The 25814-nt window shown below is 61.5% G+C and carries 29 protein-coding genes; 22 read left to right on the plus strand and 7 right to left on the minus strand.

Going from position 1 to position 25814, the window contains the following annotated elements:
• Positions 1 to 5: 5 nt before the first annotated feature.
• The 10 genes from urtC to ureG all read left to right on the plus strand — a co-directional run bounded on the left by urtC (position 6) and on the right by ureG (position 8330).
• Complete coding sequence (urtC, locus tag IEI94_RS03800) at positions 6 to 1130, plus strand: urea ABC transporter permease subunit UrtC (protein WP_191165744.1); 1125 nt, start codon at positions 6 to 8, stop codon at positions 1128 to 1130.
• Positions 1127 to 1960: an urea ABC transporter ATP-binding protein UrtD gene (urtD, locus tag IEI94_RS03805; RefSeq protein ID WP_191165746.1), complete on the plus strand. Its 834-nt coding sequence runs from the start codon at positions 1127 to 1129 to the stop codon at positions 1958 to 1960. Before urtC ends, urtD begins: the two co-directional genes overlap by 4 nt.
• Entirely contained in the window at positions 1960 to 2658 is a 699-nt protein-coding gene (urtE, locus tag IEI94_RS03810) for an urea ABC transporter ATP-binding subunit UrtE (RefSeq protein WP_191165748.1), read from the plus strand. The genes urtD and urtE overlap by 1 nt, the downstream gene beginning before the upstream one ends.
• A 68-nt stretch (positions 2659 to 2726) precedes the next feature.
• A complete protein-coding gene (locus IEI94_RS03815; protein WP_191165750.1) occupies positions 2727 to 3620 on the plus strand; it encodes an urease accessory protein UreD in 894 nt (297 codons plus the stop codon).
• A gap of 95 nt (positions 3621 to 3715) precedes the next feature.
• Entirely contained in the window at positions 3716 to 4018 is a 303-nt protein-coding gene (locus IEI94_RS03820) for an urease subunit gamma (protein WP_191165752.1), read from the plus strand.
• Positions 4019 to 4044: 26 nt separating this feature from the next.
• A complete protein-coding gene (locus IEI94_RS03825; protein WP_191165754.1) occupies positions 4045 to 4377 on the plus strand; it encodes an urease subunit beta in 333 nt (110 codons plus the stop codon).
• Positions 4374 to 6089: an urease subunit alpha gene (gene ureC, locus IEI94_RS03830; protein ID WP_191165756.1), complete on the plus strand. Its 1716-nt coding sequence runs from the start codon at positions 4374 to 4376 to the stop codon at positions 6087 to 6089. Before IEI94_RS03825 ends, ureC begins: the two co-directional genes overlap by 4 nt.
• 300 nt (positions 6090 to 6389) lie before the next feature.
• A complete protein-coding gene (ureE, locus tag IEI94_RS03835; protein ID WP_191165758.1) occupies positions 6390 to 6941 on the plus strand; it encodes an urease accessory protein UreE in 552 nt (183 codons plus the stop codon).
• Positions 6931 to 7632: an urease accessory protein UreF gene (locus tag IEI94_RS03840; RefSeq protein WP_191165760.1), complete on the plus strand. Its 702-nt coding sequence runs from the start codon at positions 6931 to 6933 to the stop codon at positions 7630 to 7632. The genes ureE and IEI94_RS03840 overlap by 11 nt, the downstream gene beginning before the upstream one ends.
• A 59-nt stretch (positions 7633 to 7691) precedes the next feature.
• The gene (gene ureG / locus IEI94_RS03845; protein ID WP_191165762.1) at positions 7692 to 8330 is read left to right on the plus strand and encodes an urease accessory protein UreG; all 639 of its coding nucleotides are present in this window, start codon (positions 7692 to 7694) and stop codon (positions 8328 to 8330) included.
• Positions 8331 to 8514: 184 nt separating this feature from the next.
• On the opposite strand, the gene IEI94_RS03850 is transcribed toward ureG, so the two are convergent.
• From IEI94_RS03850 to IEI94_RS03860, 3 genes are all read right to left on the minus strand, one after another.
• Positions 8515 to 10197, minus strand: a complete 1683-nt coding sequence (locus IEI94_RS03850; protein ID WP_191165764.1) for a GGDEF domain-containing protein — start codon at positions 10195 to 10197, stop codon at positions 8515 to 8517.
• Positions 10198 to 10275: 78 nt separating this feature from the next.
• Entirely contained in the window at positions 10276 to 10503 is a 228-nt protein-coding gene (locus IEI94_RS03855) for a DUF2835 family protein (protein WP_191165766.1), read from the minus strand.
• 332 nt (positions 10504 to 10835) lie between these two features.
• A complete protein-coding gene (locus tag IEI94_RS03860; protein WP_191165768.1) occupies positions 10836 to 11306 on the minus strand; it encodes an aminoacyl-tRNA deacylase in 471 nt (156 codons plus the stop codon).
• A gap of 224 nt (positions 11307 to 11530) precedes the next feature.
• Between IEI94_RS03860 and IEI94_RS03865 the strand changes: the two genes are divergently transcribed.
• The 4 genes from IEI94_RS03865 (at position 11531) to IEI94_RS03880 (ending at position 15356) form a co-directional block, all read left to right on the plus strand.
• A complete protein-coding gene (locus tag IEI94_RS03865; protein WP_191165770.1) occupies positions 11531 to 11884 on the plus strand; it encodes a DUF1428 domain-containing protein in 354 nt (117 codons plus the stop codon).
• 105 nt (positions 11885 to 11989) lie between these two features.
• Positions 11990 to 13684 carry a methyl-accepting chemotaxis protein gene (locus IEI94_RS03870; protein ID WP_191165772.1) on the plus strand — a complete coding sequence of 565 codons (1695 nt, stop codon included), beginning with the start codon at positions 11990 to 11992 and terminating at the stop codon, positions 13682 to 13684.
• 112 nt (positions 13685 to 13796) lie between these two features.
• Positions 13797 to 14186, plus strand: coding sequence for a DUF1801 domain-containing protein (locus tag IEI94_RS03875; protein WP_191165774.1), 390 nt, complete (start codon positions 13797 to 13799; stop codon positions 14184 to 14186).
• Between the two features lie 336 nt (positions 14187 to 14522).
• Complete coding sequence (locus IEI94_RS03880; protein WP_191165776.1) at positions 14523 to 15356, plus strand: AraC family transcriptional regulator; 834 nt, start codon at positions 14523 to 14525, stop codon at positions 15354 to 15356.
• Here the strand turns inward: IEI94_RS03880 and IEI94_RS03885 are convergent.
• A complete protein-coding gene (locus IEI94_RS03885) occupies positions 15342 to 15932 on the minus strand; it encodes a LysE family translocator (protein ID WP_191165778.1) in 591 nt (196 codons plus the stop codon). The two genes, IEI94_RS03880 and IEI94_RS03885, sit on opposite strands and share 15 nt — an antisense overlap.
• A gap of 233 nt (positions 15933 to 16165) precedes the next feature.
• Here IEI94_RS03885 and IEI94_RS03890 point away from each other — a divergent pair, with 233 nt between their 5' ends.
• The 7 genes from IEI94_RS03890 to IEI94_RS03920 all read left to right on the plus strand — a co-directional run bounded on the left by IEI94_RS03890 (position 16166) and on the right by IEI94_RS03920 (position 21680).
• Positions 16166 to 17722 carry a glutamate synthase-related protein gene (locus IEI94_RS03890; protein ID WP_191165780.1) on the plus strand — a complete coding sequence of 519 codons (1557 nt, stop codon included), beginning with the start codon at positions 16166 to 16168 and terminating at the stop codon, positions 17720 to 17722.
• 213 nt (positions 17723 to 17935) lie between these two features.
• Positions 17936 to 18442: an AAC(3)-I family aminoglycoside N-acetyltransferase gene (locus IEI94_RS03895; RefSeq protein ID WP_191165782.1), complete on the plus strand. Its 507-nt coding sequence runs from the start codon at positions 17936 to 17938 to the stop codon at positions 18440 to 18442.
• A 31-nt stretch (positions 18443 to 18473) separates the two neighbouring features.
• Positions 18474 to 18950 carry a GNAT family N-acetyltransferase gene (locus tag IEI94_RS03900; RefSeq protein ID WP_191165784.1) on the plus strand — a complete coding sequence of 159 codons (477 nt, stop codon included), beginning with the start codon at positions 18474 to 18476 and terminating at the stop codon, positions 18948 to 18950.
• A gap of 51 nt (positions 18951 to 19001) precedes the next feature.
• The gene (locus IEI94_RS03905; protein WP_191165786.1) at positions 19002 to 19493 is read left to right on the plus strand and encodes an arsinothricin resistance N-acetyltransferase ArsN1 family B; all 492 of its coding nucleotides are present in this window, start codon (positions 19002 to 19004) and stop codon (positions 19491 to 19493) included.
• 67 nt (positions 19494 to 19560) lie between these two features.
• Complete coding sequence (locus IEI94_RS03910; protein WP_191165788.1) at positions 19561 to 20043, plus strand: GNAT family N-acetyltransferase; 483 nt, start codon at positions 19561 to 19563, stop codon at positions 20041 to 20043.
• Between the two features lie 534 nt (positions 20044 to 20577).
• Positions 20578 to 21315: a carbon-nitrogen hydrolase family protein gene (locus IEI94_RS03915; RefSeq protein WP_191165789.1), complete on the plus strand. Its 738-nt coding sequence runs from the start codon at positions 20578 to 20580 to the stop codon at positions 21313 to 21315.
• Positions 21312 to 21680, plus strand: coding sequence for a DHCW motif cupin fold protein (locus IEI94_RS03920; RefSeq protein WP_224749923.1), 369 nt, complete (start codon positions 21312 to 21314; stop codon positions 21678 to 21680). The genes IEI94_RS03915 and IEI94_RS03920 overlap by 4 nt, the downstream gene beginning before the upstream one ends.
• A 444-nt stretch (positions 21681 to 22124) precedes the next feature.
• Here the strand turns inward: IEI94_RS03920 and IEI94_RS03925 are convergent, their stop codons facing one another.
• Positions 22125 to 22958, minus strand: a complete 834-nt coding sequence (locus IEI94_RS03925) for a DODA-type extradiol aromatic ring-opening family dioxygenase (RefSeq protein WP_191165791.1) — start codon at positions 22956 to 22958, stop codon at positions 22125 to 22127.
• Positions 22959 to 23068: 110 nt separating this feature from the next.
• The gene (locus IEI94_RS03930; protein WP_191165793.1) at positions 23069 to 23926 is read right to left on the minus strand and encodes an SDR family oxidoreductase; all 858 of its coding nucleotides are present in this window, start codon (positions 23924 to 23926) and stop codon (positions 23069 to 23071) included.
• Between the two features lie 162 nt (positions 23927 to 24088).
• Between IEI94_RS03930 and IEI94_RS03935 the strand changes: the two genes are divergently transcribed.
• Positions 24089 to 24427, plus strand: coding sequence for a winged helix-turn-helix transcriptional regulator (locus IEI94_RS03935; protein ID WP_263574616.1), 339 nt, complete (start codon positions 24089 to 24091; stop codon positions 24425 to 24427).
• Positions 24428 to 24507: 80 nt separating this feature from the next.
• On the opposite strand, the gene fabF is transcribed toward IEI94_RS03935, so the two are convergent.
• Entirely contained in the window at positions 24508 to 25773 is a 1266-nt protein-coding gene (gene fabF, locus IEI94_RS03940; protein WP_191165797.1) for a beta-ketoacyl-ACP synthase II, read from the minus strand.
• Between the last annotated feature and the right edge of the window lie 41 nt (positions 25774 to 25814).

Below are 25814 nucleotides of genomic sequence, written 5' to 3' on the forward strand. Positions count from 1 at the left end.
TCGCGATGTGGTTAATGCAACCGTTCAATGAGCGCTCGACCCAGCTGTTTATCGGCGTGCTGCTGGCGGCGATGACCCTGGTCACACTGCTTCACGTGGTGGTGCCGGCGGGGCATCCGCTCTACGTCAACGCCTATACCGTCAACCTGTTCGGCAAGTACCTGAGTTACGCGCTACTGGCCGTGGCGGTGGACCTGGTATGGGGCTATCTGGGCATCCTCAGCCTTGGCCACGGCGCCTTCTTCGCCATCGGCGGCTACGCCATGGGCATGTACCTGATGCGCCAGATCGGTGACCGCGGCACCTATGGTGACCCGGTCCTCCCCGACTTCATGGTGTTTCTGAGCTGGGAGTCGCTGCCGTGGTACTGGCTGGGCTTCGACATGGCCTGGTTTGCCTTCCTGATGGTGCTGCTGGCCCCCGGCGCCTTGGCGCTGGTGTTCGGCTTCCTGGCGTTCCGCTCGCGGGTCACCGGGGTCTACCTGTCGATCATCACCCAGGCGTTGACCTTCGCCCTGATGCTGGCGTTCTACCGCAACGAGATGGGGTTCGGTGGTAGCGACGGTCTCACCGACTTCCGCGATATCCTGGGCTTCAACCTGCGCAGCAACGAGACTCGGCTAGGGCTGTTCCTGGCCAGCGGGGTGGCACTCGGCGCCAGCTACCTGCTGTGCCGCGCCATCGTCGGCAGCAAGCTGGGCCGGGTCTGCGTGGCAACCCGCGATGCCGAGGCGCGCACGCGCTTCCTTGGTTACCGAGTCGAGCGCTTCCAGCTGTTCGTGTTCGTTGTCTCGGCGATGCTTGCCGGCCTTGCCGGCGCCCTCTATGTGCCGCAGGTGGGGATCATAAACCCCAGCGAATTCTCGCCGCTGTTCTCCATCGAGATCGTGCTGTGGGTGGCGCTGGGCGGCCGTGCCACCCTGTACGGTGCGGTGATCGGGGCGATCCTGGTCAACTACGCCAAGACCGTGTTCACCGGGGTGATGCCGGACGCCTGGCTGTTCGCCCTGGGCGGCATGTTCGTGCTGGTCACGGTGTTTCTTCCCAAGGGCGTTGCCGGCCTGCTCGCCTATCGTCTCAAGCGGCGTCGTGACAGCGATGCTGCCCCCGGCCAGGAGGTGACCTCATGAGCCTGATCAAGTCGCTCGCCCAACGTGACCGCGTATTCGACTTCATGGTGCCCGCCCAGTCGCCGGTGGATGTGCGCCACGGGCCGATCCTCTACATGGAGGACGTCACGGTGAGCTTCGATGGCTTCAAGGCCATCAACGACCTCAACCTCACTGTCGATGACGGCGAACTGCGCTGCATCATCGGCCCCAACGGGGCCGGCAAGACCACCATGATGGATATCATCACCGGCAAGACCCGGCCGGACCAGGGCAAGGTATGGTTTGGCTCGCGCCACAATCTGCTGACCATGAGCGAGCCCGAGATCGCCACTCTCGGCATCGGCCGCAAGTTTCAGAAGCCCACGGTGTTCGAGGCGCTGTCGGTGTTCGAGAACCTGGAGCTGGCGATGACCGCCGACAAGCGGGTGCTGCCTACCCTGATTGCACGTCTCGCTGCACCGGCCCGGGAGCGCATCGATGAGGTGCTGGAAATGACCGGCCTCACCGAACTGCGCCAGCGCCCGGCGGGTATCCTTTCCCACGGCCAGAAGCAGTGGCTGGAGATAGGCATGCTGCTGATGCAGCGTCCGCGCCTGCTGCTGGTTGACGAACCGGTGGCCGGCATGACCGAGCAGGAGATGGAGCGTACCGCCGAGCTGCTCACCGGCCTGGCCGGCAAGCAGTCGGTGGTGGTGGTCGAACATGACATGGGCTTCGTGCGCTCGATTGCACGGAAGGTCACGGTGCTGCATCAGGGCAGCGTGCTGGCCGAGGGCAGCATGGACCAGGTGCAGAGCGACCCGCGGGTGATCGAAGTGTACCTCGGCGAAAGCGAGGAGGCCGCCTGATGCTCAAGGTCGACAAGCTGAATCAGTACTATGGTGAGAGCCACACCCTGTGGGATCTGACCCTCGACGTCCCGCCCGGTGAGTGCACCTGCGTGATGGGCCGCAACGGGGTTGGCAAGACCACCCTGCTCAAGTGCGTGATGGGCGAGGAGCGGGTGGCCGACGGCAGCCTGCGCTTCGGTGACGACATCGAGCTGACCCGCAAGCGGGTCGAGGAGCGTGCGCGACTGGGCATCGGCTATGTGCCCCAGGGACGCCAGATATTCCCGCTGCTGACCGTGGAGGAGAACCTGCGCACCGGACTGGCGGCGCGCAGCGACGGCAAGCGCACGATTCCTGAGCGCGTCTACGAGCTGTTCCCGGTACTCGAGGAGATGCGCCACCGCCGCGGTGGCGACCTCTCCGGCGGCCAGCAGCAGCAGCTGGCCATCGGCCGGGCGCTGGTCATCGAGCCCAAGATGTTGATCCTCGACGAGCCGGGGGAGGGCATTCAGCCCAATATCGTTGCCCAGATCGGCGAGGTGATCCGCAAGCTGATCGATGAAGACGGCCTGACCGTGCTGCTGGTGGAGCAGAAACTGCCTTTCGCCCGCAAGTACGCCGACCGCTTCGTAATCATAGATCGCGGCCGTGAGGTAGCCAAGGGGCCCATTGCCGAGCTGTCGGACGGGCTGATCAAGCAGCACCTGACGGTATAGGCGCTGCCGCGAGCGCTCGTTCGGCGATATGATCGCCTTGCCATACACACTTTGACGGACACCGCTTTATGACGGCTATCCCGCACGCTTTGCCAACGGCTTCCGACTCGGGGCACCGCTTCGATAGCGAACGGCATTGGGCGGCCTCGCTGGCGCTGGGCTTCGAGCGCCGCGACAGCGTCACCCGCATGGTGCAGGCGCGCCATCAGGGGCCGCTGCGGGTGCAGCGGCCTTTTTACCCGGAAGGCCGTGAGGGCGCATGCCACGTCTATCTGCTGCATCCCCCCGGCGGCCTGGTCAGCGGCGATGCGCTGCATATCTCGGCGCATCTTGCCGCGGGAAGCCATGCACTGCTTACCACGCCGGCAGCCAATAAACTCTACAAGGCCGACAGCCAGGGCGTGGCCTGGCAGCAGCAGACCCAGCTCAGCGTCGACGATGGGGCCAGCCTCGAGTGGCTGCCCCAGGAGACCATCGCCTTCGACGGCTCGCGGGGCGCGCAGACGACCGAGATCGCGCTGCGCGGTAGCGCGCGCTGCCTGGGCTGGGAAGTGCTGGCGCTGGGCCGGCCGGCCAGCCAGCTGCCGTATGTGTCGGGGCGCATCGATCAGCGCTTTCGACTGACCCTGGATGACAAGCCGCTGTGGCTGGAGCGCCAACCGCTGGACCCCCAGCACCGGCGCTTTCACGGGCGCTGGGGGCAGGGCGGCGCCAGCGTGCAGGCCACGCTATGGGCGGTGGGATTGATCGACAGCGAGGCCGCGGCAGCCATCGAGACGCTGCGTGAGTCGCTGCCCGCGGTCAATCGCTGGGCGGTCACGCTGCGCCACGGTGTGCTGCTGCTGCGCTACCTTGGCAGCGAGCGCAATGAAGCCTGGGCGATCTGCCAGCAGGCCTGGGAGCTGCTCAGGCCCCTGCTGATGGGCAGCGAGGCGCATACACCGCGCATCTGGCTGACCTGACGCGGCTGGCCGCAGACCCAATGTAGGTGCGGTTTCCACCGCGATGCAGCGCGCAGCGCTGCCGACAAACATCGACCAGACATAAGGAGCGCGCTATGGAACTGACCCCCAGAGACAAGGACAAGCTGCTGCTGTTCTCTGCCGCACAGCTTGCCGAACGCAGGAAGGCCCGTGGCCTCAAGCTCAACTACCCGGAAGCGGTGGCGCTGATCAGCTTCGAGATCATGGAAGGGGCCCGCGATGGGCGCAGCGTCGCCGACCTGATGAGCTATGGCCGCGAGATCCTCGGCCGTGACGACGTGATGGAGGGCGTGGCCGAGATGGTCGACGAGGTGCAGGTCGAGGCCACCTTCCCTGATGGGACGAAACTCGTGACCGTGCATACCCCTATCGTCTAACACTGGCCGCAGGAGGGAGGAATCCTATGATTCCCGGTGAGTATCAATTGCAGGACGGTGATATTGCGCTCTGCGAAGGGCGCGAGCGGATCTCCGTCGAGGTCGCCAACACCGGCGACCGGCCGATCCAGATCGGATCCCACTACCACTTCGCCGAAGCCAACCCGGCGTTGGTCTTCGACCGCGACAAGGCCCGCGGCTACCGCCTCGACGTGGCCGCGGGCACGGCGATCCGCTTCGAGCCGGGGCAGACCCGCGAGGTGACGCTGATCCCCTTCGTCGGTCGCCGGCATATCTACGGCTTTCGCGGCGATGTCATGGGCAGCCTCGATGCAGCCACTCAAGGAGGCCAGTCATGAAGTCGACCAACAGCATCAGCCGGCAGGCCTACGCCGATATGTACGGCCCCACGGTGGGTGATCGGGTGCGCCTGGGCGATACCGAGCTGTGGATCGAGGTGGAAAAGGACGCCACCCACTACGGCGACGAGGTCAAGTTCGGCGGCGGCAAGGTGATTCGCGACGGCATGGGCCAGAGTCAGCGGTTGGACGAGGCGGTGATGGATACCGTGATCACCAACGCCCTGATTCTCGACTGGTGGGGCATCGTCAAGGCCGACGTCGGCCTCAAGGCGGGGCGTATCGCGGCCATCGGCAAGGCCGGCAACCCCGATACCCAGCCGGACGTGGAGATCGTCATCGGCCCCGGCACCGAGATCATCGCCGGCGAAGGCAAGATTCTTACCGCCGGCGGTATCGATGCGCATATCCACTTCATCTGCCCCCAGCAGGTGGAAGAGGCGCTGATGAGCGGTATCACTACCATGCTCGGCGGCGGCACCGGCCCGGCGACCGGCTCCAACGCCACCACCTGCACCCCCGGCGCCTGGCACATCGGCAAGATGCTGCAGTCGGTGGACGACATGCCGATGAATATCGGCTGGCTGGGCAAGGGCAACGCCAGCCTGCCCGAGGCGCTGGAGGCACAGCTCGAAGCCGGTGCCATGGGCCTCAAGCTGCACGAGGACTGGGGCACCACGCCTGCATCGATCAATAACTGCCTGAACGTGGCTGATGCGTACGATGTCCAGGTGGCGATCCATACCGACACCCTCAACGAGTCGGGCTTTGTGGAAGATACCCTGGCGGCGTTCAAAGAGCGCTGCATTCACACCTACCACACCGAAGGGGCGGGTGGCGGTCATGCGCCGGATATCCTCACCGCCTGCTCCAAGGCCTATGTGCTGCCGTCGTCGACCAACCCGACCCGGCCCTACACGGTCAACACCATCGACGAACACCTCGATATGCTGATGGTGTGCCACCACCTCGACCCCAACATCCCCGAGGACGTGGCCTTCGCCGATTCACGCATTCGCCGCGAGACCATCGCCGCCGAGGACATCCTCCACGATATGGGCGTGATCTCGATGATCGCCTCCGACTCCCAGGCCATGGGCCGGGTCGGCGAGGTGGTCTGCCGCACCTGGCAGACCGCCCACAAGATGAAGGTGCAGCGCGGTCTGCTGCCCGAGGATGAGGCGCTGGGTGCCGACAACTTCCGTGCCAAGCGCTATATCGCCAAGTACACCATCAACCCGGCGACCACCCACGGCATCGCCCACGAGGTGGGCTCGGTGGAGGTTGGCAGGCTGGCCGACCTGGTGCTCTGGAAGCCGGCGTTTTTTGGCTCCAAGCCGTCACTGCTGATCAAGGGCGGGATGATTGCCGCCGCCCCCATGGGCGACCCCAACGCCTCGATCCCCACGCCGCAGCCGGTGCACTACCGCTATATGTTCGGTGCCCTGGGGCGCGCTTCCAGCCAGACCCGGCTCAGCTTCGTCAGCCAGGCGGCCATCGACGCCGGCATCAAGGCGCAGTTGGGGCTGCACAGTGAGCTCGCCGCCTGCAAGAACGTGCGCGGCGTGCGCAAGGGCGATATGAAGCTCAACGACGCCTGTCCCGATCTGACGGTCGACCCTCAGACCTACGAGGTGCGCGCCGATGGCGAGTTGCTGACCTGCGAGCCGGCCACCGAGCTGCCGCTGGCACAGCGCTATCATCTGTTCTGAATCATGGCTGTCACTCACAGCAACATAGTAAGCCAGCTTGTCATCGCGAAACCTTGCGTGGCCGCTGACTCCCCGGGCGAGGCGACGCGGTCGATCTTCATGGATGAAGATCGAGGAAAGCCGACACAGGGATGTGCCGTCTTTCCGACCGTGAGAGCCCGTCCGGGGCGTCAGGGTTTCGGCCATGTGGTGTTGAGCGAAGACAAGACTGGCTTGGCTGGTACGCGCAAGATGGCTCGACGAGCTCCGACATGGCGCTTGCCCGGATCAGCCGCGGCTTACATCAACGAGACGTAACCAATGCTAAAACTGACCGAACGCCTGGGGCCCATCGAGCATGGCCAGGCCAACGACACTTTGACGTTGCCCTTCGAGCCGCGCACCAAGGGGCGACTCAAGGCGCTGAGCGATAGCGGCCGCGAACTCGGCCTGTTCCTCGACCGCGGCCCGGTGCTACGCGCCGGTGAGGGGCTGCGCGCCGAGAGCGGCGAGGTCATCCGCATCGAGGCCGCCGATGAGCCGGTGGTCACCGCCCGGGTAGCCGCCGGGCTGCCGCTGGCGCGGCTCGCCTATCATCTCGGCAACCGCCACGTGCAGCTGGCGCTGGGCAGCGACGATGCCCGGCCCGACCAGGGCTGGGTGCGCTTTCCGCCGGATCATGTGCTCGAAGAGCTGGCCGAGCTGCTGGGGGCGACCCTCGAGCATCATCAGGCGCCCTTCGACCCCGAACCCGGCGCCTACCAGCAGACCGGCGGGCACTCTCATAGTCACTCGCATGACCATGACCATGACCATGACCATGACCATGACCATGACCACGGACACGACCATGAGCACCCGCATGCCCACTGACGCTGTCGTATCCTCAGCACAGGGCGACGACCTGGCGCTGCTGGGGCTATTGCAGCTGGTCAGCCCGGCGCTGCCGATCGGTGCCTTCGCCTGGTCTCAGGGCTTGGAGAGCGCTTTCGAGCTGGGCTGGGTCAGCGACGAGGAGAGCCTCGGCGAATGGCTGGCTGGAGTGCTCGACGACGGCCTGGCGCACTGCGAGTTGCCGGCACTGGCGCGCCTGCATCAGGCTTGGCAGCAGGACGATGCCACGGCCATCGCCGAGTGGGATGTCTGGCTCGCTGCCAATCGAGAGACGGCCGAACTGGCCGCCGAGGATAGTCGGCTAGGCGCCTCCCTGGCGCGGCTGCTGGGCAGCCTCGAACGGCTGCCCGACGCAGGCATGCTGCCACCTGGCGCCGGCTATGTGACCCTGTTTGCCTGGACCGCCCAGATGCGCGGTGTGACGCAGCGTCAGGCACTGCTCGGCTTCGCCTGGGCCTGGCTCGAGAACCAGTTGGCGGTGGCCTGCAAGGCCCTGCCGCTGGGGCATACCGCGGCTCAGCGGCTGGTCGAGCGACTGCGTCCGGCGCTGGTCGAGGCCGTTGATCTCGCCCTGGCCCTTGACGATGACGAGCTGGGCCCGGCGCTGCCTGGTCTGGCCATGGCCAGCGCCTTGCACGAAACTCAGTATTCCCGACTATTCAGAAGCTAGTCTTGAGCGCCCAGCGACTGGAAGGCATACGACTAAAGCATGAACGAGGAGAGAACGAGATGACTCATTGCCTGCGAGTAGGCGTCGGCGGCCCGGTGGGCTCCGGCAAGACCGCGCTGCTAAAACAGCTGTGCCTGGCCCTGCGCGATTACTACGATATCGCCGTGGTCACCAACGATATCTACACTCGTGAGGATGCCGACTTCCTGCTCAAGCACGATGCGCTGCCAGCGGATCGTATCCTCGGCGTCGAGACCGGCGGCTGCCCGCATACCGCAATCCGCGAGGACGCCTCGATGAATCTGGCGGCCATCGATGATCTCCAGGCGCGTCACCCGAACCTCGAGCTGGTACTGGTCGAGTCCGGCGGCGACAATCTTTCGGCCACCTTCAGCCCGGAACTCTCTGACCTCACCCTCTACGTGATCGACGTCTCCGCTGGCGACAAGATCCCGCGCAAGGGCGGCCCAGGCATTACCAAGTCGGACCTGCTGATCATCAACAAGATCGATATTGCCGAACAGGTTCACGCCTCTCTCGAGGTGATGGAGCGGGATTCCAGGAAAATGCGCGGCGAGCGGCCGTTCGTGTTCACCAACCTCTATGACGGCGTCGGACTCGAGGAAATCATCCGCTTTATTCTCGATCGTGGCATGCTGCCGGAGCGCCGTGAGCAGGTGGGAGTTGCCGCCGACTGAGTGGCGCACAAAAAAGATTGCCCTGATCGAGTCAATGACTCGATCAGGGCAAGGCAGGGGTGTGAGCGGCATCCTGGCCGCAATGGGTCGTCCTTGACCCCACTCGGGCCACACTGGACCTCTAGCCGCATCCTCGCCTTAACCCAGGTTATGCAATGCTAAATTACCGTATATTGGGTACTAATCACTTGCTGACCAAGTGGTTAGCAGCGCCGAAGTAGCAGTCACGGCCCTGATGCTTGGCCTGATACAACCGCTCGTCGGCGCGTCTGACCAGGTCGTGTGGGCTCCGGTCTCGCTCATCGAGGCTGGCTACGCCGAGGCTCAGGCTATAGCAGATGGGGCCGGCGTCGCTGGCCACCTGATGATTGCGGTTGGCCTGCCAGATGCGCTCGGCCACCAGTAGCCCCTTAGCGTGATCGGTGCCGGGCAGCAGCACCGCAAACTCCTCGCCGCCATAGCGAGCGAAGTGGTCTTCGGTGCGTAGCTCCTGCTGGGTGATCTGGGTGATCTCTATCAGCACCCGGTCGCCGGCCAGGTGGCCATGGCTGTCATTGACCTGCTTGAAGTGATCGACGTCGAACATGATCAGGGTCAGCGGCTGCTTATGGCGGCGGGCATGGGCAAAGCACTGCTGCAGATGTTCTTCGAACAGCCGGCGATTATCGATACCGGTCAGGCCATCCTTCTCCGCCAGCTCACGAAGCGCTTCCTCAGCCTTGTGGCGCCGCGTTACCTCACGACGAAGCTGCCGATTGATCATCAGCAGGTAGCTGGCCAGGGCGATCACCAGCAGCAGCAGGGTTCCACCTCCGAGTGCCACGTGCATCAGGCGCTGCAGGTCGGCACCGCGGTTGTCTGCTGGTGGCTGGTAGAGAAAACCCTCCAGGTCGTAGCCCTCGATCATGCCCAGCTCCAGGTACACCTCGGCTATCGCCTCCCAGCGTGAGGGATTGATATAGCCGATCTCGATCAGCTCCGGCTGCATCAGGCTGCGCAGCTTGTTGGCTTCGTGACGCAGGAAGTGAATGTCGTAGCGCGCATTGCGGGTCGGATAGTACTGGGTGATCAGTTCGGCCACTTCCTCGACGTTGTCCAGCGCGTAGGCCCAGCCGCGCAGGGCGGCATCGCGGAACGCCTCGACACGCTCGGGCCGGTCTTCGAGCAGCGCCGCACGGGTGAACAGCAGATCGCCGTAGAAATCGATGCCGTACGATTCGGGGCTAATGGTGACCGGGTCGGCGCCGAACGCCTCTAGGAAGTAGGGGGCATCGGTGAGGTAGCCGGGCATCAGTTGGGTGGTGCCGTTGAGCAGGTCCTCGAGCTCCCAACTGGGGGCCTGGTTGTTGAGCTGCTCCAGGTCGAGGCCGGCGCGGTGGAAACTGGCCAGGGTCTCGGCGCTAAGCCGCGCATCGACGTCGGGAAGGGTAACGCTGATGGGTCGCTCGCCGATATCTTCGAGACGTGAGAAGCCGTACTCCTCAAGGGTAAGAAACACCAGCGGTGAACGCTGCATGATGTTGGCCAGGATCACCACCGGCAGGCCCTGGCTGTGATAGAGCAACAAGTCGGAGCGCGATACGCCAAAGTCGGCGCGCCCGAATACCACGTCCTCCACCGGATCGATGGGCCGGCCATAGTCATCGTGGCCACCATGGCGTAGCTCCACCTCGAAGCCTGCCTCACGAAAGTAACCCTGGTGCTTGGCGGCGTAGTAGCCAGCAGACTGGAACTGATGGTACCAGGCCAACTGCAAGGTGACGTGCTCCAGATCGGACTCATCCGCCGCAACCAGAGGGGCGGTGATCAGCAGGGCACTGCTAAGTAGCCACCGCAGCAGTGAGCGGTGGCCCAGTAGGGATGGCATGGGCACGTCCGAAGGAAAACTGTCGTCGATTAGAGACTAGCCTATCGGCGGCCGAAATCGAACTTGTGATTTAAACGGTCAGCGGCCTGGCAGTGGCTCGATGGACTCGAATTTGCCTGCCGTGGAGAAGTGCAGCCGGAACACGCCGTCGATGCCGTCGCGGCCAACGATGCGCGTCAGTGCGCTGGTGGGAAAGACCACCTTGCGACCGTCGAGGCTGCGGGTATGTACGCTCAGGGCGCGGCCCTCGTAGTGGGCCAGGCACTCGTCGCGGGTCAGGCGAATCACCACATCGATACTGGGCATGACGGCGGGCCGTGGCTGCAAATCGCCGTTGATGATACCCCAGTCGCAATGCGCTTGGCAGCCGACATCAGGGGCGTGACGTCTCGAAGTAGGCGTCAATACGCGCCTAGGTGCGGGCATACCACTGCTCGTCTTTCTCGATGGCGCCGGCCCATAGGGATGCGTCGTGCCAGTTCGGCAAGACGCTCGCCGCGGGTGGCGAAGCGGATGAAGTCGCGGGTGGCATGGGATGCCGGAAGCGTGTCCATGTTCAAGGTGTAGGCGCAGCGCGCGCTGCCGACAAGCGCTGCCGGCAACGCGAGGGGAGGCGAGGCGTTGGCGGCCTCGAATGGTCAGCGATGGTGGCTGAAACGGCCGTGGGGAGCGCCATCCATCAGGCGCTCGAATTCGCGGCCGCTCATATGCACCAGAGTTTCGTGGTCGCCCGCCTCGAAGTAGATGTCCGGCTGATGGCGCAGCATGTCGTCGACATACACCTTGAGACCATAGGCCTGGCCCACCGGCGTTGCGGCACCGGGGTCGCAGTCATCGAAGCTGCTTGAGATTTCCCCCTCCGAGGCGAACTCGAATCGCTCCTGGAACAGGGCGGTCAGGCTGTCGAGATCGGTGTCGTGAGTGCTGGGCACTACCGCCAGACCATAGCCGGATTTACCGTGCAGCATGACGGCCTTGGCCAACTGGTCGCCGGGGATATGCGAAATCTGGGCGATACGACTGGTGGTGACTTCGCGCGGGTGGGAAACCTCCTCATAGTCGATGTCGCAGGCGCGGAGGTACTCCCGTAGCGTCATCGGAATGGTCATGGTAGGGCTCCTTCGGCCGTCTGGGCCGCAAATGACCTGGGTGCGTCTCCCTACGCTGTCTGTGTCTCTCCTATCAACCAGCATAGACGGCCAACGCCTGCCATGCCCACGGTCTGCCGGATGTCGATTTCGCTGCTGGCCGTTCGATATCCGCTGAGTAGACACCCAAAGCTCGCCTCGGCAGCGCCGGTGCGAGTATCCCTAAGAGACACAGGAGGAGAGTCATGACCTACGTAGACGGATTCGTTGCTGCGGTGCCCACCGCCAACCGTGACAAGTACATCCAGCATGCCCGTGACGCAGCGGTGGTATTCAAGGAGCACGGTGCACTCAAGATGGTGGAGTGCTGGGGCGATGACGTGCCCGACGGCAAGCTCACCTCCTTTCCTATGGCGGTGAAATGCCAGGCGGATGAAACCGTGATCTTCTCATGGCTGCTGTGGCCGTCTCGCGAGGTCCGCGACCGCGGCATGGCCAAGGTGATGGAGGACCCTCGTCTGCAGCCGGACGTCAATCCCATGCCATTCGATGGCAAGCGGCTAATCTACGGTGGTTTTGAGATGGTGGTGGACGAGTAGCACAGCGGCATTATCCATTAGTCGTAATTGAGACGATTCGTCTCAACCTTCCCCCGGCGTGGCCGATGACATGTTGAATATCGCCATTGCAGGGGGACGCGGCAGATGAAACACCTATCCATCAAGTGGAGCTTGACAGCAGCGTTGGCCGCACTGGTGCTGATGATTGGTCTGATCAGTGGGCTGGGCTTCTACGCCAGCGCTACCAGCGAAGACGCGCTGCATGAACTCGCGGAAACCAATGTGGAGCTCTCCACGCTGGCCAACCGCACTCAGGTCAATGTGCTGCGTGCACAGATCATGCTGGACCGATTTGCCAGCCTCAGCACCCAGGGTGACCCTGAGCGGGGCCAGCAGAGCCAGAAACAGGCACTGGAAGCGCTGGCCGGCGCCCATGAGCGCTTCGACGCCTTCCGCGCCGTGTCCATCGACGCCGACGACTCGCGCGCGCCTTACGTCGAGGCGATCATCGCCGCCTACGACGCCTATGTGGTAGAGGGACTCGAACCGCTGATGGACGCTGCTCCCTTCCAGATTCAGCGCAGTCAGGATGAGATGGCCGAACTCGGTGCCCAGTTGGATGCCGCCATGGAGGAGTTCGCCGCCTATTCCGAGCGCCGCGGTACTAGCGTGATCGCGCAGGTCGGTCGGCTCGGCGACATCGTCGCCATGATCGCCGTGACGCTGCTGGTGGTGGCGCTGCTTGCGGCGGTGGCGATCCGCATGGCGATGATGCGGGTCGTCGTCACACCGCTGCGCGAGGCCATTGATCACTTCGAGCGGATTGCCGATGGTGATCTCACCGAGCAGATTCGCGACCGTGGTCGCAACGAGATCGGTCAGCTATTCAGCGCCCTGGCGCGTATGCAGGACAAGCTCAAGACTCTGGTAATTTCGCTGCGTAGCAGCAGCGACAGCGTATTCCTCGGTGCTGGCGAGATCGCTTCGGGAAGCCAGGACCTTTCCTCGCGTACCGAGCAGCAGGCCTCGGCACTGCAGGAAACTGCCTCCAGCATGGAGCAGATGGCCGCCACGGTGAGCAAGAACACCGAGACTGCCCAGGAGGCGGATGGCCTCTCGGCGTCCGCCTCGCAGCGTGCCGAAGCCGGTGGGCAGGAGGTCGAGCACACCGTGCAGCTGATGCGCGAGATTTCGACCAGTGCCAGCCGCGTCAACGACATCATCGGCGTGATCGACTCGATCGCTTTTCAGACCAACATCCTGGCGCTCAACGCCTCGGTAGAGGCCGCAAGGGCAGGGGAGCAGGGGCGTGGATTTGCGGTGGTAGCCAGCGAAGTGCGCAACCTCGCCTCGCGTAGTGCCGAATCCGCCAAGGAGATCCGCAAGCTGATCGAGGAGACCACCGGCAAGATCGCCAGTGGTGCGGAACAGGCCGAACGCAGCGGCGCCACCATCGGTGAGACCGTCGAGTCGATCCGCCAGGTCACCGCCCTGATGGGAGAGATATCCAGCGCCACCCGCGAGCAGAACAGTGGCATCGAGCAGATCAACAGTGCCATTACCGAGATGGACTCGGTGACTCAGCAGAATGCTTCGCTGGTGCAGCAGACCAGTGCCGCCGCCACCTCACTGGAAGACCAGGCCAAGCGCCTAGCGGATCTGATCGCCACCTTCCGCATCGACGAGAGGGCCGCTCAACCGTCCAGCCAACTGACTCACCACGACGAAGGCCAGGGCGAGACGTCCCAGGGCCAGCAGCGAGTGGCTGTCCCCAGCGATAAGGCTAAACACGCTTACAAGAAACCCGCCGAAGCCGTCGAAGACTGGAGCGAGTTCTAAGCGAGACCCGCTGCCAGCCAGCCTACGGCCGCTCCCCTCGGGGAGCGGCTGTCGAATTTTGGTCTGTCTGAACGACTATCCCAAAGAAATAGCAACGCCTTGGGAGCTCTCCATGCATCCAGATATTCAGACCTATAATCGGCAGCAGGCGCCAGAAGACAGGGACGTGTGTAGTCGCCTTGCCGAGGAGATCGACCAACACCTACCTGACGCCGAGAGCAAGCTATGGCACGCCCATCCCGTCTGGTTTCTGGAGGGCAATCCCATCGTGGGGTACAGCAAGCTCAAGCACTGCGTGCGGCTGCTGTTCTGGAGCGGTCAAACGTTTGGCGAGAGCGGGCTTCGCAACGAGGGGAGTTTCAAGGCCGCCGAAGTGCGGTACACCGCAGCGGAGCAGATCGATGTCGAGAATCTTCGCCGTTGGCTTGGCAAGGCGCGAGATATCCAGTGGGATTACAAGAATATCGTGCGCCGCAAGGGGCGGTTGGAGAGACTAAAATGACCCGACAGCCATACAGCGCTTAACACTGCCAAGTAATACCAACCCCCATCGTGGCTAAATCCGCTGCTACTTCGCCAAGAGCACGATACCCAGTGTAGGAGCGACGTCAGTCGCGATGCGGCGCGCAGAGCTGCCGGGTAGGGCAACCCCATCGCGAATAAATTCGCTCCTACCTTTGCCAAGGGCGACGTACCCAGTGTAGGAGCGACGTCAGTCGCGATGCGGCGCGCAGAGCTGCCGGGTAGCTGGCAGCCTCGAAGGACGGCGGCGAATATCGTAGAGTTATCGCGTCGAGGCTGAGCGCGCCTCTCTCCTTGGTAGCGAGACGATCCAAGCATGGTACATGTCAACCATCCCCAGTTCTGGCGCGATCCGCGTATGCCCTATGTGGAGCTGCGCAAGATCGAGGATGGCCGCAAGATCTGTTATGCCCCTCACAGTCATACTCAGTGGTCTCTGGGAGCCGTCATCGCGGGACAGAGCACCTTTCGCTATCGCGACGAGCTTTATCGGATTGGTTCCGGTCACCTGGTCTTGATGAATCCAAACTGGGTGCATGCCTGCAATCCCGTTGACGACAAGCCTTGGGCCTACCGCATGCTCTATGTGGACGTGGAGTGGTTGACGACGTTGCGCCATACAGCAGGGCTGATCGAGACGCCACACTGGCAGGATATTCTTACTGCGGTGATCAATCAGCCCCAGTGGTATAGCGGCTATTGCCGCATGACCGATACCTTGTTGGATCCGCAGCGCGACCTGCTGGATAAGCAGAGCGCGATGGTCGAATACCTCTCGGCGCTGATGCACTATCTGGCTGGCCAGCCGGCCAGACATTGGCCATTACCACCAGCCGCGCTCCGCGAGTTGGCTGCATACCTCGACGAGCATGCCATTCAGGAAGTCTCCCTGGACACCCTATGTCGGCGCTCCGGCTACAGCGCTGGCCATCTGATTCGCGCCTTCAAACAGCACTTTGGCCTGACGCCTCACGCCTATCTGATCAATCGCCGTGTCCAACTGGGACAGCGGGAGCTCAAGCTCGGCAAGCCGATCGCCGAGGCGGCGCTGAATGCCGGTTTCAGCGATCAGCCGCATTTTCAGCGCACCTTCAAGCGCCTGGTCGCTGCCACGCCCCATCAATACCGGTGCCCACTACTCGAGCAGTAAATAGACACAGCTCGCCGCGAGCATCACCGCCAGGATCCGATTGATGGTCGCCAACAGGCCGGGGCGATGGACGTGGCGGCGTAAAAAGGCGCCGGCATACACCCAACTGCCCAGTGAGAGCCAGCAGATGGGCAGATAGAGCAGAGCGAATAGCCACATCAGCCTGATGTCGCCGCCGGTGTAGGCACCGATCCCTGACGCCGAGGCCAGCCAGGCCTTGGGGTTGAGCCACTGCATCAGGGCTCCCGCCATAAACCCCGGTGCCCGCTGGGCATCGTCTTCAGGCAAACGGCCATCGTCACGGAACAGCCGCACGCTCAAGTAGAGCAGAAAGGCGACGCCGGCCCAGCGCAGCGCCATCTCCAAGCCCGGCACCAGCGTCAGCAACGAGTAGAGTCCCAGCCCCACGGCGATAAACAGCGCCACGAACCCTAGAGTGGCACCGCTGACGAATATCAGCCCCTTGGGCAGGGGATAGCGGGTACCGCTACTCAGGCACATCAGATTGACCGGCCCTGGTGAAATCGAGGCGGCAAGGGCAAAGGCCGACATCGGCAACATCACGCTCAGGCTCATGGCACTCTCCTTGAGGAAGCTCGAAGCCGAAGTCTGCGTTGTCGGGGTTATCCGGTATTGAACGAAATTGAGGTGCCGGCCATAGCCAACATCTATCAAAGGTGTTGGCTCGCCAGCATTGAACAAAACCCTCCAGGCTAGCTCAATGAGTAGTGGCAATGACCGTTGACAAATAGCGCCATGCGCCGGGCCTGACACCCGTCGCGTGCCAATAACTACGACATGGAGTCCTCATGAGCCAACCTATCATCGCCGATAACAAACCGGCCAAAGTAAGCTTGAAGAAAGGTGAGGAGTACGCGTTCTGCATGTGCGGACGCTCTGACGACCAGCCGTTCTGTGACGGCTCCCACTCGGGGACCGGCATCACCCCCAAGATGTTCAAGGCGGACAAGGACGGTGACGCCTTCCTCTGCCAGTGCAAGCAGACCCAGGACGCGCCGTTTTGCGATGGCACCCACAAGCAGTTCAGCGACGACGAGGTGGGTCGGGAGAGCGGCCAACGCGAGGCTGGCTACAGCGAGCAGGGCAGCGGCGGCCAGCCCGCCCCCAAGGCCAGCGAGGAAGAGCCCACCGTAGAGTTTATCCACCAACTGGCTAAGGAGGGCATCGAGGGCGTTGGCCATCACGGACCGATGACCGCCATGGGGGTACCGCGCCACACTCTGCCGCACTGGGACGATCTGCAGCTGATGGTTGCACAGATGGCCAGCAAGCCGCTGATGGAAGATGTTGCGGTGGATACCCAACTGGTGATCGGCCCTGAGGCCAAGAAGCCGCTGACGCTCAAGATCCCCCTGTTCGTCTCCGACATGAGCTTTGGTGCATTATCACCGGAGGCCAAGATCGCCCTGGCCAAGGGCGCCGAGATGGCGGGTACTGGTATCTGCTCAGGGGAGGGGGGCATGCTGCCCGAGGAGCAGGCCGAGAATTCACGTTACTTCTTTGAACTTGCCAGCGCCAAGTTCGGCTACAGCGAAGCGCTGCTCGAGAAGGTCCAGGCCTTCCATTTCAAGGGTGGCCAAGGCGCCAAGACCGGCACAGGCGGTCATCTGCCCGGCAACAAGAACACCGCCAAGATCGCTGCAGTGCGTAATATCACCGAAGGTGAACCGGCCATCTCCCCGCCTACCTTCGAGGATCTCTCCAGCGTCGCCGACTTCAAGCACTTTGCCGACCGTGTGCGTGAGGTGACCGGCGGCGTGCCGGTGGGCTTCAAACTCAGCGCCAACCATATCGAGCGGGATATCCAGTTCGCCCTGGATGCCAGCGCCGACTACATCATCCTCGACGGTCGAGGCGGGGCCACCGGGGCCGCACCGGCGATGTTCCGCGACCATATCTCGGTACCCACCATCCCGGCGCTTGCCCGCGCCAGGCGCTATCTCGACGCGCAGAAGGCCAGTGGCCGAGTGACGTTGATCATCACCGGCGGCCTGCGGGTGCCGATCGACTTCGTCAAGGCCATGGCGCTGGGCGCCGACGGCATTGCGCTCTCCAACAGCGCGATTCAGGCCATCGGCTGCGTGGGGGCGCGAATTTGCAACACTAACAACTGCCCCGCGGGCATCGCCACCCAGCGTGACGACTTGCGAAAGCGCCTCGACGTGGATGCTTCGGCAGAACGCCTCAATACCTTCTTTGGTGCCTCAGTCGAACTGATGCAGGTAATGGCCCGCGCCTGTGGTCACGACGCTCTTAACCAGCTCAACCAGGACGATCTCGCCACCTGGCATCGGGATATGGCGCTGTTAAGCGGTGTGCAGTATGCCGGCGTTGGTCAGCCCTAGCCACGGCACACAACAGCGCATTGCGTTGCCTCTTGGCGCCAACCCCCCTGGGTTGGCGCCTTTGCTTTCATTCCCTTTTTTGCAACTAACGTCGACCCCGTTTAGGCTAATCTGAAGGCTGCTAATATTGGCTTGAATAACGACAACAGAGACTATCGCACCGATGGCGCCCATCGTGCAGGGTAGGGGCGGTAGCGTGTCAGGAAATTCTCCATGAATTGCCCTAGTCATGTCATTTACCAGTTAACTCCCGATGATCTGGCGCTGATGGACGCGCTGCGGGTGACCTTTGGCCAGGTATTCAATCAGCCCGACACCTACACTGGCACTCCCCCCGACGCCGACTATATGCGCCAGCTTCTTGCTGGTGACCACTTTATCGCTCTGGTAGCGGTGAAGGATGGTGTGGTGGTGGGTGGACTGGCGGCATACGAACTAAAGAAGTTCGAGCAGCCGCGCAGCGAAATCTATATCTACGACCTGGCGGTGGTGGAAGCGCACCGTCGACAAGGGATTGCTACCGCCTTGATCCAGCAGCTCAAGCAAATCGCGGCTGAGCGCGGCGTCCATTCCATCTTTGTCCAGGCCGACACCGAAGAGGAAGACGCAGCCGCCATCGCCTTGTACAGCAAACTCGGCACCAGGGAGGGGGTATTGCACTTTGATATCGCGCTAGATGAGCAGGGACAGCGGCACCATAGCGTCAAAGGAAACCGGTAATTATTGCTAACAGGGATGCAAGGAGATCAAGGTGCTAAGTATCCGAGAAGCACGGGAAGCGGATTTACCCTCTATTTATAGGCTGTCGGATGCCATCAATATGGAGCATCATGTGAACATGCCAAAAGATTTCATCAAACCAGATGGAAATCATGATGATGAGTCATACTGGCGTCGATTTCTCGAAGATGATAGCTCGGCCGTATTCGTCGCCGAGCGCAATGCGAACGTTGTTGGCGTTATATCTGTATCCGTCTCAAATAAAGCGCCTTTTCCATTTCTTGTTTCTCGACCACGGGCCTACGTCGCCACGATAGTGCTGGATAAAGCATTTCGCGGCCAGGGGATCGGTCGCCATCTCATGTCTGCTGCTGAGGATTTTGCCAAGGCGAAAGGGGCTTCCGATATCCGACTCGAGGTGATGGCCTTCAACGCTAGTGCCTTGGCGTTTTATGAAGAGTTAGGCTATGAAAATATGTCCTATCGCCTTATGAAGCCACTTTTTTGAATGTTTCAGGGATATATTTATTTGCCTTCTTAGCTACCCAAGAGAAAACCTATGATTCGGTCTGCTAGTGTAGAAGATGCCTCCGCTATTGCAGTGATCTACAATCACTATATAGAAAACACACCGATCACCTTTGAAACTGATCGCGTATCAGAAGAAGATGTGGCGAGACGAATCGAAGAGTGCCAAGGAGGTAATCTTCCTTGGCTTGTGGCAGTACATTATGGGAAAGTCATAGGGTATTGCTATGCGAGCAAGTGGAAAGGCCGCTGTGCGTATCGTCACTCCGTTGAAGCTACTGTCTATCTAGACCCCGCAGCCACTGCGAAAGGCTGGGGTACAAGGCTCTATATGTCGTTGTTGGCTGAGCTGGAAAGTCTCAAAATTCATGCTGTCATCTGCGGTATTGCTCTGCCCAATGAGGCCAGCATTGCGCTACACGAGAAGCTCGGCATGGAGAAGGTGGCACATTTCAAGGAGGTCGGCAACAAGTTTGGAAAGTGGATAGATGTCGGCTATTGGCAGTGTTTGATCAATGCCTAATTTGGTGTTTCGGTAGACGTTCGGGACTCCCATTGCTGGGCCGAATGTCGTTAAAAAGGAGTATGCAATGTCAGATGTAAAGATTCGTCAAGCTACAGCGGATGACGCTGCGCTGATTTATCGATTCGTTGTAGAGCTTGCCACCTATGAGAAAGCAGAGCATGAAGTGCTGGCGACAGTGGCTGATATCGAAAACGCACTGTTTGGTGAAAAGGCGACAGTAGGTGCGATAATTTGCGAGTTGGATAACGAGCCTATCGGGTTTGCTGTCTACTTTTTCAATTTCTCGACGTGGCTCGGCAAGCATGGTTTGTACCTTGAGGATTTGTATGTTTCTCCTGACTACAGGGGTGTAGGTGCAGGAAAAGTTCTTCTAAAGCATCTTGCAAATCTCGCACTGTCAAAAGGCTGCGGTCGCTTCGAGTGGAGCGTACTTGATTGGAACGAGCCGGCGATACGGTTTTATAACTCTATCGGCGGGGAGCCACAAAATGAGTGGTTGGGTTATCGTTTGACTGGAAGGGCATTAGAAGAGCTAGCCAGCAGTTAGCAACAGGTGTTCGCTTTTTACGAGTCAACCTCTACTATGTGCTCGAGTGGTTTCGGTGTTATAATTTCATATGAATAGAGTTTCTGTTGTTAAGAGAAGGTAGTGTTGCGATGAAGAGTGTCTTGAGAAGAGTGTTTTGGCCGATACTACGATTTTTCGAAACGGGTGAGGGCTCTGAGGCCCATAAGAAGTCTCACAGGGTAGCCCTGAATATAGTGGGCGTCTTGTTTATGTCGCTATCGCTCGGTTCTGCAGTGGCCGGCTATACTAGTGGTCAAATGGCTTCGCTTATTCCCGTACTGGTTTTCTTCTGCGTAGGCTTGGTGGCGGTGGTGTTGGGTACGCTAGGTTCGAATAGTGCTATTTCAAAAATATGGGGTATAAAGTAAATATTTTACTATTGTTGGTGAATTTATGCTGTCGCTAGCAGGGGGGTGGGAACTGTTTTCCAAGCGCTCCGAGTGAGCGCAGCTCAAGCGTGTAGTCCTCGGGCTTCGGCCCTTGTGAAAGCCTAGATTGGCAGGGAGGCCAGAAATGAACGTATGTGCCGCACAGCTTCGCCCGGCAGCAGGCGATATTGCGAAGAACATGGCTAGGCATCTAGACCTTATCGACCTTGCCGCCACCCATAAGGCGGATCTCGTGTTCTTCCCTGAGCTCTCGCTGACGGGCTTTGAACCGACATTGGCGAAATCGCTTGCTATTGATGCGTATGATCATCAACTTGATGTGTTTCAAGCGTGTAGCGACAGCCATGACCTGCTTATCGGTGTCGGCATACCCATTGCCGTTGGTTCTGGCGTACAGATCGGGATGATCTGGTTCACGCCCGGCGAGGCTCGTCGTGTCTACGCCAAGCAGCAACTGCATGTCGACGAGTCTCCTTATTTCGTGCCAGGAGATGAACAGCTCTTACTTGAGCACCTTGGTTGCAAACTCGCCCCTGCCATCTGCTACGAATCGCTTCAGATGGAGCACGCCGATAGCGCGGCGGCGCTAGGCGCCGAGACTTACCTTGCCAGTGTTGCCAAGCCTGTAGGCGGTCTAGCCAGAGCGGTGGCGCACTATCCCGATGTCGCGCATAAACATGGCATGCTGGTATGCATGGCAAACTGTGTCGGGCCGAGCGGTGATTTTCTCAGCGTCGGCCAGTCTGCGGCCTGTAACGCTAGTGGTGAGCTATTGGCGCAGATGGATTCGGAGTCTGAGGGCGTTGTGCTGCTGGATAGTGCCGCCGGAAGGGCCCGTGTGCATGAACTTATTGGTGCTTGATCATCAAGCGCTTCCATTCCACACAAGGAAATGCTTTGGATATCACGAATCTTCCCTTTGGGGTGACTAACTGGGCTGACGTTCAGAAGACGGAGCATGCCGGAGAGCAGGGTGTTGCCTATTGGCAGACCCGCCAGTTTGGGAATATCCGGGTGCGTATGGTCGAGTACAGCCCCGGTTACCTAGCCGATCACTGGTGCGCCAAAGGGCATATTCTGCTGTGCCTGGAGGGCGAGCTACATACTGAGCTGGAAGATGGTCGCCGTTTTGTCCTCCACCCCGGGACGAGTTACCAGGTCGCTGATAATGCCGAGCTTCACCGCTCCTCAACCGAGCAGGGCGCCAAGCTTTTCGTCGTCGATTAACACTTACTTGCCGAACATATTCCGGATAGGGATATCGCTGGTTATGTAAGGGGCACGCCGGTGGCACTTAGTCGCATCAAGAGCCGGATAACGCTCAAGCAGGCGGCTTCGTCAGAATCGGCTGACGATACTTCTCTGTGATAGCTTGGCCAGGGTATCGACGGTTACCACGGCGAGGGAATCGTTCCCTTGTCGATATAGCGCTGGGTGCGGGTGCGATAGCGGAGTAGCTCGCTCTCGATTTCTTCGCTCTCGTCGGTCTCGCCGTAGGCCGAAGCCACGATCGGAGCATGAGTAGCAGGTATCTTAGAGAAATACTGCCCGCAAGCTCCGCAGGGCATCGACTCTTTATCACAGGAGCTTCGCGCGGATGGCCTACGGGGTTTCAGGTAGCGACAGCCGATATAAGGCCCTGGCCCTTAGCTTGCCATCGCCCTAGCACGGCTAGCCAAAGCGGTAGGCCGACAGCTGGGTTTTTAACACCTGCTCCGAATAGACCTGGCGGCCGGCGTCCTGACCGGCTGCTCCTGCGGCGACCATCAGCGGTAACAGGTGCTCCTCCTCGCCCGGAGGGTGGCAGCGGTGCGCATCGGGTGCCTCGGCCCACTTGCCCAGGGCGGCGTTGCGCTGATTTGGGGCGGCTTCCACGGCACTGGTCAGCCACCTGTCGAAGCGCTCCGAGGGCTGGGTAAAGCGCGCATCGCCATAGCCGCGCATATTGTGGAAGCTCATGCCGGTGCTGACGATCAAAACGCCCTCGTCGCGCAGCGGCGCCAGCGCCTGGCCGGTTGCCAGGTGTACGGCGGGGTCGAGATCATTGCGCAGCGACAGCTGCACCACGGGAATATCCGCCTCGGGAAACATCAGCTTCAACGGAATGAACATGCCATGGTCGAAGCCGCGCCGGGCATCCGGCTGGCAGGCCAACCCCGCCCCAGCGAGCAAGCCCTCAATCCGCGTCGCCAGCGCCGGCTCACCCGGGGCGGGATAGTGCAGCGCATAGGTATGATCCGGAAACCCGTAGTAGTCGTAGACCAGCGTCGGGTGCTCTGCCGACGTCACGCTGAAGCCGCCGCTGGTACGCCAGTGGGCAGAGACCACCAGCAGCGCGCGGGGTCGCTTCGGCAGAGTAGCGGCGATGCCCTTGAGGAAGGCCGCCATGCCGTCCCAGGTGCCGGGCGGATTCCACTCCATGAAGAAGCAGGGGCCGGCGCCGTGGGGAATGAAGAGCACCGGCTGGGGGGCTGACTCGGGGTGGGTGTGGCGCGCGTCGCGCATGGTCAAGCTCCTGGGCCTGTGGCCGCTATCGTGCGTATGAGTAGCACGTTAGCCCTTGCTCATCGGCAGGAGAATCACCTAATCGGCACCACACCGTTAACCCTGAGGATTCAGTCGGCGTTTATCGATGCCGCCACCATGTCAGCCATCGGTGTCGTCGGCCGGCCAATCAACTGGCTGAGTTGATGGCTATCATCGAACAGCCCACCCTTGGATGCGCCGACATCCGATTCAGCCAGCAGCGTCGCGACAGCCTCTGGCAGGCCTGCCTTAAGCAGCGCTGCCTTGTACTCCTCCTCGGGCAGATGCTGATACGCCACCGTCTTGCCAGACTGTCTGCTGATTTCGGCGGAAAATTCAGTCAGGGAGTAGGACTCGTCGCCGGCCAGTTCATATACCCGGCCTGCCTGGTCACCCTGGGTGAGGACCGTTGCGGCCGCCTCGGCATAATCGATGCGTGCGGCTGAGCTGATGCGGCCCTCTCCCGCACTGCCGAATACGGCACCTAGCTCGAGTGCCGTCGGAATGCTGGCGAGATAGTTCTCGGTATACCAACCGTTGCGCAGCAGCACGGCGGGTATGCCCGAGGCACGGAGCAACTGCTCGGTCTCAATATGTTCGGCGGCCAATGGCAGTGGCGATGTGTCGGCATGCAGGATACTGGTATACGCCAGTAAGCCAACACCGGTGCGTTTGGCCGCCTCGAGCACAGCACGGTGCTGCGGCACGCGACGACCGACTTCGCTCGACGATATCAAGAGCAATTTGTCCACCCCCTTGAAGGCCGCGTCCAGTGAGGCCGGGTCGTCATAGTCCGCCTGCCTCACCTCGATGCCCAGGGCGGCCAGGTCGGCCACCTTATCGGGGTGGCGCACTGCCGCGGCAATATCACCTGCAGGCACTCGCTTCAGCAGTGCATCAATTACCAAGCGGCCCAACTGGCCTGAGGCTCCAGTGACTAAGATCATGGTGAGAACTCCTTTCGTCTGTTGGAAGAAGCTGTCACCCTAGCAAGTAAGCTAACTTTTAGTAAGTACGTACAAAAAGGTAAGTGTAAAATGCGTTCACAAACCGACCCTCCGGCGTCTCAGCCTGTCGCGCTCAGCGGAAAGTTGCTGCGGGGCGATGTCATGGCTGACAAATGCCCCTCTCGCCAGATACTCAACCACGTCACCAGCCGCTGGGGGGTACTGCTCTTGATCGCGCTGCGCGGCGGCACCTATCGCTATAGCGAGCTGCGCCGCAGGGTCAACGGCATCAGCGAGAAGATGCTGGCGCAAACCTTGCAGCTACTGGAGGGCGACGGCTTTGTGGAGAGGATCTCGTATCCTGTGGTTCCCCCCCATGTGGAGTATCGGCTGACCCCACTGGGTGAGGAAATCAGTCATAGGGTCAAAGACTTGGCAGACTGGATCGAGGTAAATCTTGAAGAGATCCTGGCGGCAGCGGAGCCCGCCGAGGAGATGTAGCTGGCTGATGGTGCTATTACCCCGAGCCAGCCGATTGGCTCGGCGAGGGGCGTAAGCCGCCTCCAAGTGAGGGCTTGGCGCTATAGCTTACTCACGATCAGTGCCGCATTGACGCCACCGAAACCGAACCCGTTGCAAAGCACGTGTTGGCTACGATGCTCGCGTGCCGAGCCCGAGACGACGTCCAGGTCCTGGAGGTCATTGTCGATATTCTCCAGATTCAGGGTCGGTGGCAGGCGGTTGTGCATCACCGACAGGGCCGAGAAGATGCTCTCCACGCCGCCGGCGGCACCGAGGAGATGACCGGTAGCCGACTTGGTCGCGGAAATCGGGATGTCGCCGAGGGTGTCGCCGAAGGCGTTGCGCAATGCCGCGATTTCGGCTCGGTCGCCGACCGGCGTCGAGGTGGCGTGGGCGTTGATATGGTCGATATCGACGGGAGAGAGCCCCGCCATCCTCAACGCTGCCCGAATGGCCGCCGCGGCACCGGAACCGTCTTCCGGGCCGGCAGTGATGTGGTGAGCATCGGCGCTGGTGCCATAGCCGCTGAGAATGGCCAGCGGCACTGCCCCGCGCGCCTCGGCATGGGCCAGGGTTTCGATCACCAACAGCCCCGCTCCTTCCCCCATGACGAAGCCGTTGCGCGCCTGGTCGAAGGGGCGTGACGCCTTGGTGGGAGTGTCCTGCTCGGTGGAGAGTGCTTTCATGGCATTAAAGCTGGCCAGCGACAGCGGGTCGATGCAGGCCTCGGCGCCGCCCACCAGGGCCACATCGGCTTCGCCACTGCGGATCATGCGCATGCCATCGCCGATGGCCTGGAGTCCTGCCGCACAGGCGGTCACCGGGCAGCCCATCGGTCCGCGCAAGCCATAGCGGATCGAGACATTGCCCGCCGCCAGGTTGGCCAGGAAGGCCGGTACGGTGAAAGGGGAGAGCCGGCGGTGGCCGCGCGTCGACAGGGTATTCTGTGCCTGGGTAATAGTAGGGAAGCCGCCGATGCCGGAACCCACGATGGTGGCGGTGGCCAGCCGGCCCTCGTCGCTGGATGGGAACCAGTTGGCCTGGGTCAGCGCCTCTTCGGCGGCGGCCATGGCATAAAGACTGAACAGCTCCAGCTTGCGACGTTCTTTGGCATCGAGCACGCGATCGGGATCGAAACCGGCTTGCGGGTCGTCGGTGATGCCGGGCACCGAGCCTGCGACCTTGATCGGCAGCTCGCCGGTGTCGAAGCGGGTGATCGATGAGATGCCGGAGCGGCCGGCGAGCAGGCGCTCCCAGCCCGCCTTGACGCCGCAACCAAGCGGGCTGATCATGCCCATGCCGGTGATAACGAGTGGTGATTGCATGGTAATTTCCTGAATAGCTTGGGTTTGTGCCACGCTAACAC

Origin of the sequence: Halomonas sp. ML-15 (assembly GCF_014779595.1) — a bacterium.
GTDB lineage: Bacteria > Pseudomonadota > Gammaproteobacteria > Pseudomonadales > Halomonadaceae > Franzmannia.

Bases quoted from the DNA above. Each gene is read 5' to 3' on its own strand.
- IEI94_RS03880 (WP_191165776.1), top strand. From the start codon at position 14,523: ATGGTACATGTCAACCATCCCCAGTTCTGGCGCGATCCGCGTATGCCC.
- fabF (WP_191165797.1), bottom strand. From the start codon at position 25,773: ATGCAATCACCACTCGTTATCACCGGCATGGGCATGATCAGCCCGCTT.
- IEI94_RS03825 (WP_191165754.1), top strand. From the start codon at position 4,045: ATGATTCCCGGTGAGTATCAATTGCAGGACGGTGATATTGCGCTCTGC.
- IEI94_RS03870 (WP_191165772.1), top strand. From the start codon at position 11,990: ATGAAACACCTATCCATCAAGTGGAGCTTGACAGCAGCGTTGGCCGCA.
- ureC (WP_191165756.1), top strand. From the start codon at position 4,374: ATGAAGTCGACCAACAGCATCAGCCGGCAGGCCTACGCCGATATGTAC.
- IEI94_RS03875 (WP_191165774.1), top strand. From the start codon at position 13,797: ATGCATCCAGATATTCAGACCTATAATCGGCAGCAGGCGCCAGAAGAC.
- urtC (WP_191165744.1), top strand. From the start codon at position 6: ATGTGGTTAATGCAACCGTTCAATGAGCGCTCGACCCAGCTGTTTATC.
- ureE (WP_191165758.1), top strand. From the start codon at position 6,390: ATGCTAAAACTGACCGAACGCCTGGGGCCCATCGAGCATGGCCAGGCC.
- IEI94_RS03910 (WP_191165788.1), top strand. From the start codon at position 19,561: ATGTCAGATGTAAAGATTCGTCAAGCTACAGCGGATGACGCTGCGCTG.
- IEI94_RS03930 (WP_191165793.1), bottom strand. From the start codon at position 23,926: ATGATCTTAGTCACTGGAGCCTCAGGCCAGTTGGGCCGCTTGGTAATT.
- IEI94_RS03925 (WP_191165791.1), bottom strand. From the start codon at position 22,958: ATGCGCGACGCGCGCCACACCCACCCCGAGTCAGCCCCCCAGCCGGTG.
- ureG (WP_191165762.1), top strand. From the start codon at position 7,692: ATGACTCATTGCCTGCGAGTAGGCGTCGGCGGCCCGGTGGGCTCCGGC.
- IEI94_RS03860 (WP_191165768.1), bottom strand. From the start codon at position 11,306: ATGACCATTCCGATGACGCTACGGGAGTACCTCCGCGCCTGCGACATC.
- IEI94_RS03855 (WP_191165766.1), bottom strand. From the start codon at position 10,503: ATGCCCAGTATCGATGTGGTGATTCGCCTGACCCGCGACGAGTGCCTG.
- IEI94_RS03890 (WP_191165780.1), top strand. From the start codon at position 16,166: ATGAGCCAACCTATCATCGCCGATAACAAACCGGCCAAAGTAAGCTTG.
- IEI94_RS03905 (WP_191165786.1), top strand. From the start codon at position 19,002: ATGATTCGGTCTGCTAGTGTAGAAGATGCCTCCGCTATTGCAGTGATC.
- IEI94_RS03885 (WP_191165778.1), bottom strand. From the start codon at position 15,932: ATGAGCCTGAGCGTGATGTTGCCGATGTCGGCCTTTGCCCTTGCCGCC.
- urtD (WP_191165746.1), top strand. From the start codon at position 1,127: ATGAGCCTGATCAAGTCGCTCGCCCAACGTGACCGCGTATTCGACTTC.
- IEI94_RS03895 (WP_191165782.1), top strand. From the start codon at position 17,936: ATGAATTGCCCTAGTCATGTCATTTACCAGTTAACTCCCGATGATCTG.
- IEI94_RS03850 (WP_191165764.1), bottom strand. From the start codon at position 10,197: ATGCCATCCCTACTGGGCCACCGCTCACTGCTGCGGTGGCTACTTAGC.
- IEI94_RS03820 (WP_191165752.1), top strand. From the start codon at position 3,716: ATGGAACTGACCCCCAGAGACAAGGACAAGCTGCTGCTGTTCTCTGCC.
- IEI94_RS03840 (WP_191165760.1), top strand. From the start codon at position 6,931: ATGCCCACTGACGCTGTCGTATCCTCAGCACAGGGCGACGACCTGGCG.
- IEI94_RS03915 (WP_191165789.1), top strand. From the start codon at position 20,578: ATGAACGTATGTGCCGCACAGCTTCGCCCGGCAGCAGGCGATATTGCG.
- urtE (WP_191165748.1), top strand. From the start codon at position 1,960: ATGCTCAAGGTCGACAAGCTGAATCAGTACTATGGTGAGAGCCACACC.
- IEI94_RS03815 (WP_191165750.1), top strand. From the start codon at position 2,727: ATGACGGCTATCCCGCACGCTTTGCCAACGGCTTCCGACTCGGGGCAC.
- IEI94_RS03935 (WP_263574616.1), top strand. From the start codon at position 24,089: ATGGCTGACAAATGCCCCTCTCGCCAGATACTCAACCACGTCACCAGC.
- IEI94_RS03865 (WP_191165770.1), top strand. From the start codon at position 11,531: ATGACCTACGTAGACGGATTCGTTGCTGCGGTGCCCACCGCCAACCGT.